Here is a 12318-nt window from a genome sequence, read left to right as displayed (position 1 = left end):
GGCCGTACGCGCCGGGGACGCCCACCGCCTGGAGGACCGCATGCACCCCACCGTCCCGCGCCGCGCCGCCGTCCTCGCGGCCGCGACCTCGACCCTGGCCGCGCTGACGGTGGCCTGCGTCGGAGCCCCTGCCGGCGCCACGCCCGGCCCGCCACCGGTGGAGGTGCAACTGCTGGCCCTCAACGACTTCCACGGCAACCTGGAGCCGCCGTCGGGCTCCAGCGGCCGCATCCAGACCGGCGTCAACGCCGACGGCAGCCCGCAGACCGTGGACGCCGGTGGCGCGGCCCACCTGGCCACCCAGCTCGCCGCGCTGGCCGCCCAGCAGCGCGAGCAGAACACGATCACCGTCGCGGCGGGCGACCTGATCGGCGCCTCCCCGCTGCTGTCGGCGGCCTTCCACGACGAGCCCACCATCGAGTCCCTCGGCCTGGCGGGCCTGGACTACGCCAGCGTCGGCAACCACGAGTTCGACGAGGGCCCGGCCGAGCTGCTGCGCATCCAGGACGGCGGCTGCCACCCGACCGACGGCTGCGCGGACGGGACGCCCTACGAGGGCGCGGACTTCCAGTACCTGTCGGCCAACGCGTTCGTCACCGAGACCGGCGAGCCGCTGCTGCCGCCCTACGCCGTCCACCGCGTGCAGGGCGTCGACGTCGGCTTCATCGGGATGACGCTGGAGGGCACCGGCGCCATCGTCAGCCAGGAGGGCACCGCCGGGCTGGAGTTCCGCGACGAGGTGGAGACGGCCAACCGCCTCGCCGCCGAGCTGCAGGGGCAGGGGGTGGAGGCGATCGTCGTCCTGCTGCACGAGGGCGGCGCGCAGACCGGGGAGAACGCCTGGGACGTCAACGGCTGCGCCGGCCTCGCCGGGCCGGTCGTGGACATCGCCACCGGCATGGACGACGCGATCGACGTCGTGGTCAGCGGCCACACCCACCAGGCCTACAACTGCGAGCTCGACGGCAAGCTGGTCACCAGCGGCAGCTCCTTCGGCCGGCTGGTGACCGACATCGACCTGACCCTCGACCGGGGCACGGGGGACGTGCTCACCGCGGCGGCCGAGAACGTGGTCGTGCGGCGCGACGTCGCGGCCGACGCGGGCCAGACCGAGCTGATCGCCCGCTACCGGGAGGCGCTCGGGCCGATCGCGGGCGAGGTCGTCGGCACGGCGGCGGTCGACCTGACCCGCGCCCAGGAGCCGCTGCTGGAGGGCGCCGAGTCCGCGCTGGGCAACGTCATCGCCGACGCGCAGCTCGCGGCCACGGACGACGAGGCCGGGGCGGTCGCCGCGTTCATGAACCCCGGCGGCGTGCGAGCCGACCTGCCGGCCGGCGAGGTCACCTACGAGGAGGCCTTCACCGTGCAGCCGTTCGCCAACAACCTGGTGACCCTCGACCTGACCGGCGCGCAGCTGCAGTGCCTGTTGGAGCAGCAGTTCCAGGAGGAGACGGTGCTCCACGCCTCGGCGGGCGTGTCCTACCGCGTCGACCCCGCCGGGGTCAGCGCGCCGGCCGGCGCCGACCCGTGCACCGGCACCCGGGTGCCCGACGGGTCGGTGCAGATCGCCGGTCAGCCGGTGACCGCCGAGGCGACCCACCGGGTGACGGTGAACAACTTCCTGGCCGGCGGCGGGGACGGCTTCACCGTGCTCACCGGCGGCACCAACGCCGTGACCGGGCCGATCGACCTCGACGCGTTCACCGCCCACCTCGGCGCGGTCTCACCGGTGCAGGCCCCACCCCTGGACCGGATCGCGCCGGTCTGACGATCCGGTCCCGGGGCGCTCCGGCCGGGGCGCTCCGGCCGGAGCCCGGGTGCCGGGGCCCGGACCGGCGCCGGACGCGCGCCGGAGTCGCCGTCCCCGCGGCATCCCGCGGGGACGGCGACCGCGCGGTGAGGTCGGTGCCGGAGGGCGCCCGCCCGCCCCTCGGACGGGTGGTTCCCGGACCGGGACCGCACTCCTTGTCACCGTCTGCGTCGCGCTGTTTCCTCCTCGACACATCCCTGGGGCACAGTGACCGGCACCCGGGAGCGAGGAGCGAGCGATGGACTTCCTGCAGCCCACGACGTGGGCCGACGCGCTCGCCGCGCGCGCCGAGCACCCCGGCGCGCTGCCCCTCGCCGGCGGCACCGACGTCATGGTCGAGCTCAACTTCGACCGGCGCCGGCCTCCTGCGCTGCTGGACCTCACCCGCGTCCCCGAGCTGCGGGAGTGGAGCACCGAGGACGGCGGTGTCGACGGCGGGATGGTGCGCCTGGGCGCCGGCGTCCCCTACGCCCGGGTGATCCGCGAGCTGGCTGCGCAGCTGCCCGGCCTGGCGATGGCCGCGCGCACCGTCGGGTCGCCGCAGATCCGGGTGCGCGGCACCGTCGGCGGCAACCTCGGCTCGGCGTCCCCGGCCGGCGACGCCCACCCGCCGCTGCTGGCCGCCGGCGCGGAGGTCGAGCTGGTGTCGGCCGCCCGGGGCGCCCGGCGGGTGCCCGTCGCGGAGTTCTACACGGGGGTCAAGCGCAGCGTCCTCGCCCCCGACGAGCTCATCGCCGCGGTCCTCGTGCCACCCGCGGCCGGGCCGCAGCAGTTCTGCAAGGTCGGCACCCGCAACGCGATGGTGATCGCGGTGTCGGCCTTCGCCGTGGCCCTGCACCCGGACCGGCGGGCGGTGGGCACCGGCATCGGGTCGGCCGCGCCGACCCCGCGCCGGGCACCGGAGGCCGAGGAGTTCCTCGCCGGGGAGCTGGACTGGGAGTCGCGCCGCCCCCTGCCGGAGGCGCTGGCCGCGGAGTTCGGGCACCGGGTCGCCGCCGCGGCCTCGCCCATCGACGACGTCCGGGGGAGTGCGGCCTACCGGCGGCACTCGCTGTCGGTGCTGGCCCGCCGGGCCGCCACCTGGGCCTGGGACGACCTGAGGAAGGCGGCCTGATGCGCGTCACGACCACGGTCAACGGGACGACCCACGAGGTCGACGACGTCTGGCCCGGGGAGAGCCTGCTCTACCTGCTGCGCGAGCGCCTGGGCCTGCCGGGCGCGAAGAACGCCTGCGAGCAGGGGGAGTGCGGGTCGTGCACCGTCTACCTCGACGGCGAGCCGGTGTGTGCCTGCCTGGTCGCGGCCGGCCAGGCGGGTGGCCGCCAGGTGACCACCGTCGAGGGGCTGGCCGACGGCGACCGGCTGCACCCGGTGCAGGAGGCCTTCGTCGAGGCCGGCGCCGTGCAGTGCGGGTTCTGCACGCCCGGCCTGGTCGTGGCCGCGCACGACCTCCTCGCCCGCGTGCCGCGACCCAGCGACCTCGAGGTCCGGGAGGCGCTGGCCGGCAACCTGTGCCGCTGCACCGGCTACGAGAAGATCCTCGACGCGGTCCGGCTGGCCGCGGCCAAGCAGGCCGCGCGATGACCGCCACGGAGGCCGGGGTCCGGGTTCCCGGCCGGATCGGGGAGAGCGCGCCGCGCCCGGACGGCACGCTCAAGGTCACCGGCGAGTTCGCCTACGCCAGCGACCTGTGGCACGACGACATGGTCTGGGGCGTCACGCTGCGCAGCCCGCACCCGTCCGCCCGCATCCGCCGGATCGACGTCTCCGAGGCCCTCACCGTGCCGGGGGTGACCGCCGTCCTCACCGCCGACGACGTCCCGGGGGAGAACGCCTACGGGCTCGAGCACGCCGACCAGCCGGTGCTGGCCGCCGACGTCGTCCGCTACGAGGGCGAGCCGGTGGCCCTGGTGGCCGCCGACCACCCCGAGACCGCGCGCCGGGCGGCCGCCCGGATCCGGGTCGACTACGAGGTGCTGCCCGCGGTCACCGACCCCCGCCGAGCCCTGGACGACGGGGCCCCGCGCGTACAGCCCGGCGGCAACCTGGTGCGCCACCTGCGGCTGCGGCGTGGCGAGGACCACCCGAGCGCCCCGGTCGTGGTGAGCCTGGACTTCGAGGTCGGCATGCAGGACCAGGCCTTCCTCGGGCCCGAGTCCGGGCTCGCCGTCCCGGCCGAGGACGGCGGCGTCGACCTCTTCGTCGCCACCCAGTGGCTGCACGTCGACCAGCGGCAGGTCTGCCTGGCGCTGGGGCTGCCGCCCGAGAAGGTGCGGCTCACCCTCGCCGGCGTGGGCGGTGCCTTCGGCGGCCGCGAGGACCTCTCGGTGCACGTGCACGCCTGCCTGCTGGCGCTGCGCACCGGGCGGCCGGTGAAGATGAGCTACGGCCGCGAGGAGTCCTTCTACGGCCACGTGCACCGGCACCCCGCGACGATGACCTACGAGTTCGGCGCCGAGCGCGACGGCACCCTGGTCTACGCGCGGGCGCGGGTGCTGCTCGACGGCGGCGCGTACGCCTCCTCCACCGCGGCGGTCGTGGGCAACGCCGGCCTGCTCGGGATGGGGCCCTACCGCATCCCGTCGGTGGCGGTCGACGCCTACGGGGTGTTCACCAACAACCCGCCGTGCGGGGCGATGCGCGGCTTCGGCTGCGTGCAGGCCGCCTTCGCCCACGAGGCGCTGATGGACGAGCTCGCCGCCGCCGTCGGCGTGAGCCCGGTCCAGATCCGGCAGCGCAACGGCCTGCGCGAGGGCGACCGCACCATCACCGGCCAGGTGGTCGACTCCCCGGCACCGGTGGCCGAGCTGGTGCAGCGGGTCGCGGACATGCCCCTGCCTCCGCCGGCGGACGCCACCGACCTGCGCGCCCTGCCCGGTGCCGTCGGCAACACCACCCACGGGGAGGGCGTGCGGCGGGGCGTCGGCTACGCCGTGACGATGAAGAACGTCGGCTTCTCCGAGGGCTTCGACGACTACTCCACCGCGCGGGTGCGGCTGCAGGTGACCGGCGGCGAGGCCGTGGCCACCGTGCACACCGCCGCCGCCGAGGTCGGCCAGGGACTGGTCACCGTGCAGCAGCAGATCGCCCGCACCGAGCTCGGCGTGGAACGGGTCGTCGTCGTCCCGGCTGACACCGCCGTCGGCTCGGCCGGGTCGACGTCGGCGTCCCGCCAGACCTACGTGACCGGCGGCGCGGTCAAGGCCGCCTGCCAGGCGGTGCGGACGGCGGTGCTGCAGCGGGCCGCGGTCGCCCTCGACCGGCCGGTCGGGGGGCTGGAGCTGGAGGGGGAGAAGGTGGTCGGGCCGGGCGGTGAGGTGCTGGCGGGCCTGGCCGAGGTGCTGGGGGACGACGCGGTCGAGCAGACCGTCGAGTGGCGGCACCGCCCCACCCACGCCGTCGACCCGGAGACCGGGCAGGGCGACGCCCACGTGCAGTTCGCCTTCTCCGCGCACCGGGCCGTCGTGGACGTCGACACCGAGCTCGGCCTGGTCAAGGTGGTCGCCCTCGACACCGCCCAGGACGTCGGGAAGGCGATCAACCCCGACGCGGTGGTGGGCCAGATCCACGGCGGGTCGGCGCAGGGCATGGGCCTGGCGCTGATGGAGGAGGTCGTGGTGACCGAGGGCCACGTGCGCAACCCCTCGTTCACCGACTACCTGCTGCCCACGATCCTGGACGTGCCGCCGATGCGCGTGGAGGTCCTCGAGTACGCCGACCCGCACGCGCCCTACGGCGTGCGCGGGGTGGGCGAGCCGCCGACGATCTCGTCCGGACCCGCGGTGGCCGCCGCGGTGCGCGCCGCCTGCGGGCGGCCCCTGCGCCGGGTGCCGATCCGGCCGGAGCACGTCACGGGCACCTGAGCCGTGACCGCCCCCGTGGACGTCCCCGTCCCCACGCTCGTCGGGCAGAGCGTGGTGGTCGAGGCCGACGCCGTCCGGATCCTCGACCGTCGCGTCTTCCCCTTCCAGCGCCGCTGGGTGACCTGCCGCGACCACGAGGAGGTCGCCACGGCGATCGAGGAGATGGTCACCCAGAGCCTCGGCCCGCTGTTCGCCGCGGCCGGCGGCATGACCCTGGCCGCGCGTCACGCCGACCGGCTGGCGACGGCACGGGCGCGGCGGGACCACGTGACGGCCGCCGGCGCCCGGCTGGTGGCCACCCGGCCGACGAACAACGGGATCCGGGACGTCGTGGCCGAGCTGCTCGCGGTGGCGACGCGGACCGCGGACGCCGGGGAGCCGGTGGGGCCCGCGGTCGAGGCCGCCGCCCGGGACCTCGCGGAGCGCACCCGGGCCGGCCACCGGCGGCTGGGCGAGCACGCCGCGGCGCTGGTCCCCGACGGTGCCACCGTGCTGACCCACTGCTGGGCCGACGCCTACCTGACCGAGACGGTGGCCGCCGTCCTGCGGTCGGGCCGGCGGATCGACGCGGTCTGCACCGAGACCCGGCCCTACCTGCAGGGCGCCCGGCTGACGGCGGAGAGCCTCGGCGAGATGGGCGTGCCCACGCGGCTGATCACCGACGGCGCCGCCGCCCACCTGATGAGCCGCGGCGAGGTCACCCTCTTCGTGACCGGGGCCGACCGGGTCACGATGGACGGCTGCGTCGTCAACAAGATCGGCACGCTGCAGATCGCCGTCTCGGCGCACGCCTTCGGGGTGCCGTTCGTGGCGCTGGTGCAGGCACCGGACCGGCAGGCGCCGGACGCGGCCGCCGTCGACCTCGAGGACCGCGACGGCCGGGAGGTCCTGCACTGCCTGGGGCGCCGCACCGCGTCGGAGCGGGTCACCGGCGTCTACCCGGCCTTCGACGTCACGCCGGCCCGGTTCGTCAGCGTCGTGGTCACCGACCGGGGGCGGTTCGCGCCCTCGGACCTCGCCTCCTACTCCACCGCATGAGGGTCGCCACCACGCGGGACGAGGCGGTCGCCCGACGCGGGACGGCCTCCCCCCGGGCGCTCGACCTGGAGGAGGCGGCGACCGCGACCCGCCGCCGGCCGGGGTCCGACGAGGTCAGCCCCGGAGGGCGTCCTCGGCGTCGGGGTACCCGGCCAGGACGTCCTCGAGTTCGACGATGCGGGGGAAGTCGGCGGCGTCCTGGTGGCGCAGCAGGAACGTGACGGTGCGCCGGACCAGCGCCTCCTCGTCGGCCTCGGCGACGCCGAGCCGGTCGAGGACCTCCGGGGTGAGCTGCACCCAGGACTCCACGTCCTCGCCCTCGTCCTGCAGGTGGACGACGTACTCGTGGTCGCCCTGCGTCTCGATCCGGAACGGCTCGCTCATCTCCCGGGGCTACCCGGCGACCGGGCTCGGACACCGCACCCCCGGTGCCTCCCTGCCCCCGTCCCCGGGCGGCCGCGGCACCGTCCTGCCACCATCCGGGGTGTGCCGTTCCTGTCGCCGGACCTGACCGTCCGCCGCGTGGACGCACACACCTGGGCAGTCGTCGACCCGCTGGTCTACCGCGGCAAGCGGGACCGCTTCGTCGTGCCCGCCGGCTTCCGCACCGACTTCGCCACGGTGCCGCGGCTGGTGGTCTGGCTGGTCCCGCGGTTCGGCGCCTACACGCTGGCCGCGATCCTGCACGACTGGCTGTGCACCGAGGGCATCCGCTCGGGGGTGGTGACCTCCAGGCAGGCCGACGGGCTGTTCCGGCGGGTGATGCGGGAGAGCGGGGTGCCCGTGCTGCGCCGCTGGCTCATGTGGTGCGGCGTGCGGTGGGGCGCCCTGGTGGACCCGCTGCGGCGGCCGGGGTGGCTGGTCAGCGCCCCCGGGGTCGTGGCCATCTCGCTGCTGGCCGCGCCGCTCGTCGTCCCGCCCGCGGTGGTGATCGCGCCGGGCCTTCTTGTCTTCGCGGTGGCCGAGGGGGTGGTCGGCTGGTTCGCGTCCACCCGCGCCGAGCAGCTGGTCGTCCCGGCGCCGCAGGGCGCGTTTGTGTCCACGGACAGCCCGGACGGGACGGCCTTGGGATCGACGGAGGTCGACGGAGGGGAGGCCGCCCGCTAGCGTCCGGCCAGCCTGCCGGCACCGGCGCGGGCGGGCCTGGCGAGCAGGAGCCGCGCATGACGATCACAGTGGCCAAGTTCCGGGACGTCGCCGACGGGACCCAGCCCGGCCAGTTCCAGGTCGGCGCCCACGACGCCGTGGAGTCCCTCGAGGACCTCGACCCGATCTACAAGCAGTTGATCGACGAGCCGGTCACCGCGGTGGTCGCCGTCATGGGCTCCACCGGCCGGCCGAACCTGACCCCGGTCTGGTTCGACTACGAGGGCAACACCGTGCTGCTCAACCTGGCCACCCACCGCAAGAAGGTCGACTGGCTGCGGGCCAACCCGCAGGCGACCTTCCTGCTGATGAACCCGGCGAACCCCTACCACTGGCTGAGCGTCAAGGCCACGGTCACCCGCGAGATCTCCGAGGACGACCCGGAGGAGGGCCCGCGGGTCACCGCGCAGCTGGACAAGATCTGGAAGAAGTACACCGGCGACGACGGGCACTACGCCCTGCGCGACCCCGGCCGCGACGAGCGGCGCGTGCTCTTCGAACTCCGGGTGGACACGATCGCCACCTTCGGCCGGCCCTGACCCGCCGTCCGCGGCCGGCCCGGACCTGCACGGCGGGCCGGCCGCGGCACAGGGGGCTGCGCGGGACAGGCCCGGCGAGCAAGCTGTCGCCATGACCGACCTCTCCGGCCCGCCGTTCCGCGCCGACCACGTCGGCAGCCTCCTCCGACCCCAGCGTCTCCTGGACGCCCGAGCCCGCGCCGCCGCCGGGGAGATCGACGCGGCCGAGCTGCGCCGCGTCGAGGACGAGGCGATCACCGAGGTCGTCCGCATGCAGGAGGACGTCGGCCTGCGGACCGCGACCGACGGCGAGTTCCGCCGCGCCACCTGGCACATGGACTTCATCTACGCGATCAACGGCATCACCAAGGTGGAGGGCGGGGGTCGGCCGGTCCACTTCCGCAACGCCGACGGGTCGATGGACTGGACGCCGGCCGGCCTGCACGTCGACGGCCCGCTCTCCATCGACGAGCCGATCTTCGGCGCCGACTTCGCCTACCTGCAGTCGGTGGTGAGCGACCGGCAGACGGCGAAGCTGACCATCCCCTCGCCGTCGATGGTCCACTACCGCGGCGGGGCCGCGGCCATCGACCCGGCGGTCTACCCGGACGAGGACGCCTTCTGGGACGCGCTCTCGGCGGCCTACCGACAGCAGGTCCGCGGGATCGCCGACCAGGGCTGCACCTACCTGCAGCTGGACGACACCAGCCTGGCCTACCTCAACGACCCCGCCCAGCGGGCCGAGCTGGCCGAGCAGGGCCGGGACGCCGAGCACCAGCACGAGCGCTACATCCGGCAGATCAACGCGGCGCTGGCCGGCCGGCCCGAGGGGCTGACCGTCACGACCCACATGTGCCGCGGCAACTTCCGCTCCTCGTGGGCCGCCGAGGGCGGCTACGACTTCGTCGCCGAGGCGCTGTTCGGCGGCCTGGAGGTCGACGGCTTCTTCCTCGAGTACGACGACGCCCGCTCCGGGGGCTTCGAGCCGCTGCGGTTCGTCCCGCCCGGCAAGCGGGTGGTCCTGGGCCTGGTCACCAGCAAGCGCCCGGAGCTCGAGGACAAGGACACCCTCAAGCGGCGCATCGACGAGGCGGCGGAGTACGTGCCGATGGAGCAGCTGTGCCTCTCCCCGCAGTGCGGCTTCTCCTCGACGGTCGAGGGCAACGCGCTCACCCGCGACGACCAGATCGCCAAGCTGCGGCTGGTCGTCGAGACCGCCGAGGAGGTCTGGGGCTCCTGAGCGCCCCCGGCTGGGGCCCGGCGGGTCACGGGCGCGTCTCCTTCCAGTGGTGCGCCGGGCCCGGTCCTTGCATGCTCGTCCCTGACGCGGGCGGCGTCGTCCGGGCGCTGCCCTGACCTGCAGGGAGCGCGCTCATGTCCACGACCGTCAGGACCGACGCCACCGGCGGCGGGCAGCCCCCGGGCGGGGCCGCGCGCCGCCGTCCGACGCTGCGCACGGTGCTGATCTGGGGCGCGGTGTCGGTGGTCGGTGCGGTCGCCTGGACCGTCCTGGCCCTGGCCCGCGGCGAGACGGTCTCCGCGCTGTGGATCCTGTTCGCGGCGCTGTGCTCGTACGCCATCGCCTACCGGTTCTACGCGAAGTTCATCGCCCGCCGTGTGCTGCAGGTCGACGACCGTCGGGCCACCCCGGCCGAGCGCCTCCACAACGGCATCGACTTCGACGTGACCGACCGGCGGGTCCTGTTCGGGCACCACTTCGCCGCGATCGCGGGCGCCGGACCACTCGTCGGGCCGGTGCTCGCCGCCCAGATGGGCTACCTGCCCGGGACCATCTGGATCATCGTCGGCGTCATCTTCGCCGGCGCGGTCCAGGACATGACGGTCCTGTTCTTCTCGATGCGCCGCAACGGCAAGAGCCTCGGCCAGATGGTCCGCGAGGAGATCGGGGTCGTCGGGGGCATCGCCGCCCTGATCGCCGTCTTCGCGATCATGATCATCATCCTGGCGGTGCTGGCGCTGATCGTGGTCAACGCGCTGGCCGAGTCGCCGTGGGGCGTCTTCTCCATCGCGCTGACCATCCCCATCGCGCTGTTCATGGGCGTCTACCTGCGCACGCTCCGGCCCGGCCGCGTGCTCGAGGCCACCGCCATCGGCGTCGTCCTGCTCCTGCTGGCGGTCATCGGCGGCGGGTGGATCGACGACACCGGCCTCGGTGAGGCGCTGACCCTGTCCCGGGAGTGGCTGGTCCTCGCCCTGGTGGTCTACGGGTTCGTCGCCTCCGTGCTGCCGGTCTGGCTGTTGCTCACCCCCCGCGACTACCTGTCGACGTTCATGAAGATCGGCGTCATCGTCCTGCTCGCGATCGGGCTGCTGCTGGCCCGGCCGGTGCTGCAGGCCGACGCGGTCACCGAGTTCGCCCGCGAGGGCACCGGCCCGGTGTTCGCCGGGTCGCTGTTCCCGTTCGTCTTCATCACCATCGCCTGCGGCGCGCTGTCGGGCTTCCACGCCCTCATCTCCTCCGGGACGACGCCGAAGATGGTGGCCAAGGAGAGCCAGGTCCGCCTCATCGGCTACGGCGGCATGCTGATGGAGTCCTTCGTGGCGATCAGCGCGCTGATCGCGGCCGTGGTCATCGACCAGGGGCTCTACTTCGCGATGAACAGCCCGGCCGGCGCCACCGGCGGGACGGCGGAGACCGCGGCCGCCTACGTCAACGGGCTGGGCTTCCCGACCACGGCCCAGGACATCGCCGCGGCATCGGCGGCGGTGCAGGAGCCCAGCCTGGTCTCCCGCACCGGCGGGGCGCCCACGCTGGCGGTCGGCATCGCCAACATCCTGTCCGACGCCTTCGGGGCCGGGATGGCCGCGTTCTGGTACCACTTCGCGATCATGTTCGAGGCGCTGTTCATCCTCACCGCCGTCGACGCCGGCACCCGGGTGGGCCGGTTCATGCTGCAGGACACGATCGGCAACGTCTGGAAGAAGTTCGGCGACCTGTCCTGGCGGCCCGGCAACATCATCGCCAGCGCGATCACCGTGGGCCTGTGGGGCTACATCCTCTACGTCGGGGTGACCGACCCCCTCGGTGGCGTCAACCAGCTCTTCCCGCTGTTCGGCATCGCCAACCAGCTGCTGGCGGCCATCGCCCTGACGCTGGTGACGGTGCTGCTGATCAAGCACGGCAAGCTGAAGTACGCCTGGGTCACCGCCGTCCCGCTGGTGTGGGACCTCGTGGTCACCATGACGGCGAGCTTCCAGAAGGTGTTCTCCGCCGACCCGGCGGTGGGCTACTTCGCGCAGCGCCAGCGGTACGCCGACGCCCAGGCGGCGGGGGAGCTGCTCGCCCCGGCGCAGGACCCCGGCCAGATGGACCAGATCATCTTCAACTCGACGCTCAACGGCATCCTGCAGGCGGTGTTCGCCTGCCTGACGCTCGTCGTGGTGGCCAACGCGGCGTTCGTCATCGCCCGGGCGATCCGCGCCCGCGGACCGGTGCCGACCACCGAGGAACCGCCCGTCCCGTCACAGATCGTCGAGCCCTCCGGGTTGTTCGCGACCGCCGAGGAGAAGCGCGCCATGGCCGAGCAGGAGCGGCTGGTCGGTGCGGGCGCACGGGGCCAGGGCACCTTCACCGAGGAGGGACCGGCACGGTGAGCGCGGGGGTTCTCGCTGTGCGGTCGGCCGCCGTCCGGACCTGGCGGGGGGTGCGCTGGTACCTGCGCGAGTGGAGCGGGGAGGCGCGCTGGGACGACTACCTGCGGCACTGCGCCGAGCACGGGCACCAGCCGATGACCCGGCGGGAGTTCGAGCGCCGTCGCGCCGACGCCCTGGAACGCACCCCGGTCAGCCGCTGCTGCTGACCGGGGGCGGGGCCATGATCAGGTGACCTGATCGTGGGGGGGGGGGGGCCCGCCCCCCCGCGCGGGGGGGGGGGCCCCCCCGCCGGGGCGGGGCGCCGCGCGCCCCCGCGCCCCCCCCCGCC

General features: G+C 74.7%; 11 protein-coding genes. 10 read left to right on the top strand and 1 reads right to left on the bottom strand.

The genetic code is table 11. The features are described from left to right. Positions 1-40 precede the first annotated feature (40 nt). The 5 genes from ACI79C_RS07300 to ACI79C_RS07280 all read left to right on the top strand — a co-directional run bounded on the left by ACI79C_RS07300 (position 41) and on the right by ACI79C_RS07280 (position 6711). On the top strand, positions 41-1768 hold the full coding sequence (locus tag ACI79C_RS07300; RefSeq protein WP_456944967.1) for a bifunctional metallophosphatase/5'-nucleotidase: 1728 nt from the start codon (positions 41-43) through the stop codon (positions 1766-1768). A gap of 280 nt (positions 1769-2048) precedes the next feature. After that, on the top strand, positions 2049-2924 hold the full coding sequence (locus ACI79C_RS07295; RefSeq protein ID WP_456944966.1) for an FAD binding domain-containing protein: 876 nt from the start codon (positions 2049-2051) through the stop codon (positions 2922-2924). After that, a complete protein-coding gene (locus ACI79C_RS07290) occupies positions 2924-3394 on the top strand; it encodes a (2Fe-2S)-binding protein (protein WP_456944965.1) in 471 nt (156 codons plus the stop codon). The genes ACI79C_RS07295 and ACI79C_RS07290 overlap by 1 nt, the downstream gene beginning before the upstream one ends. Continuing rightward, positions 3391-5673, top strand: a complete 2283-nt coding sequence (gene pucD, locus ACI79C_RS07285; RefSeq protein ID WP_456944964.1) for a xanthine dehydrogenase subunit D — start codon at positions 3391-3393, stop codon at positions 5671-5673. Before ACI79C_RS07290 ends, pucD begins: the two co-directional genes overlap by 4 nt. 3 nt (positions 5674-5676) lie before the next feature. Further along, entirely contained in the window at positions 5677-6711 is a 1035-nt protein-coding gene (locus ACI79C_RS07280) for a s-methyl-5-thioribose-1-phosphate isomerase (RefSeq protein WP_456944963.1), read from the top strand. Positions 6712-6825: 114 nt separating this feature from the next. On the opposite strand, the gene ACI79C_RS07275 is transcribed toward ACI79C_RS07280, so the two are convergent. Continuing rightward, positions 6826-7095, bottom strand: a complete 270-nt coding sequence (locus tag ACI79C_RS07275; RefSeq protein WP_456944962.1) for a hypothetical protein — start codon at positions 7093-7095, stop codon at positions 6826-6828. Positions 7096-7197: 102 nt separating this feature from the next. Between ACI79C_RS07275 and ACI79C_RS07270 the strand changes: the two genes are divergently transcribed. The 5 genes from ACI79C_RS07270 to ACI79C_RS07250 all read left to right on the top strand — a co-directional run bounded on the left by ACI79C_RS07270 (position 7198) and on the right by ACI79C_RS07250 (position 12196). Next, positions 7198-7818 carry a DUF1353 domain-containing protein gene (locus tag ACI79C_RS07270; protein ID WP_456944961.1) on the top strand — a complete coding sequence of 207 codons (621 nt, stop codon included), beginning with the start codon at positions 7198-7200 and terminating at the stop codon, positions 7816-7818. 56 nt (positions 7819-7874) lie between these two features. Beyond that, positions 7875-8396 carry a pyridoxamine 5'-phosphate oxidase family protein gene (locus ACI79C_RS07265; RefSeq protein WP_456944960.1) on the top strand — a complete coding sequence of 174 codons (522 nt, stop codon included), beginning with the start codon at positions 7875-7877 and terminating at the stop codon, positions 8394-8396. A 91-nt stretch (positions 8397-8487) separates the two neighbouring features. Next, positions 8488-9615: a 5-methyltetrahydropteroyltriglutamate--homocysteine S-methyltransferase gene (locus ACI79C_RS07260; RefSeq protein WP_456944959.1), complete on the top strand. Its 1128-nt coding sequence runs from the start codon at positions 8488-8490 to the stop codon at positions 9613-9615. A gap of 134 nt (positions 9616-9749) precedes the next feature. Further along, complete coding sequence (locus tag ACI79C_RS07255) at positions 9750-11990, top strand: carbon starvation CstA family protein (RefSeq protein WP_456944958.1); 2241 nt, start codon at positions 9750-9752, stop codon at positions 11988-11990. Continuing rightward, the gene (locus ACI79C_RS07250; protein WP_456944957.1) at positions 11987-12196 is read left to right on the top strand and encodes a YbdD/YjiX family protein; all 210 of its coding nucleotides are present in this window, start codon (positions 11987-11989) and stop codon (positions 12194-12196) included. The genes ACI79C_RS07255 and ACI79C_RS07250 overlap by 4 nt, the downstream gene beginning before the upstream one ends. Positions 12197-12318: the final 122 nt, after the last annotated feature.

It is taken from the genome of Geodermatophilus sp. SYSU D00697, from assembly GCF_054050175.1.
The sequence above is the reverse complement of the archived record's forward strand: the minus strand, read 5'-3'. Positions and strand labels throughout refer to the sequence as shown.

Bases quoted from the DNA above. Each gene is read 5' to 3' on its own strand.
- ACI79C_RS07260 (WP_456944959.1), top strand. From the start codon at position 8,488: ATGACCGACCTCTCCGGCCCGCCGTTCCGCGCCGACCACGTCGGCAGC.
- ACI79C_RS07255 (WP_456944958.1), top strand. From the start codon at position 9,750: ATGTCCACGACCGTCAGGACCGACGCCACCGGCGGCGGGCAGCCCCCG.
- ACI79C_RS07265 (WP_456944960.1), top strand. From the start codon at position 7,875: ATGACGATCACAGTGGCCAAGTTCCGGGACGTCGCCGACGGGACCCAG.
- ACI79C_RS07300 (WP_456944967.1), top strand. From the start codon at position 41: ATGCACCCCACCGTCCCGCGCCGCGCCGCCGTCCTCGCGGCCGCGACC.
- pucD (WP_456944964.1), top strand. From the start codon at position 3,391: ATGACCGCCACGGAGGCCGGGGTCCGGGTTCCCGGCCGGATCGGGGAG.
- ACI79C_RS07290 (WP_456944965.1), top strand. From the start codon at position 2,924: ATGCGCGTCACGACCACGGTCAACGGGACGACCCACGAGGTCGACGAC.
- ACI79C_RS07295 (WP_456944966.1), top strand. From the start codon at position 2,049: ATGGACTTCCTGCAGCCCACGACGTGGGCCGACGCGCTCGCCGCGCGC.
- ACI79C_RS07275 (WP_456944962.1), bottom strand. From the start codon at position 7,095: ATGAGCGAGCCGTTCCGGATCGAGACGCAGGGCGACCACGAGTACGTC.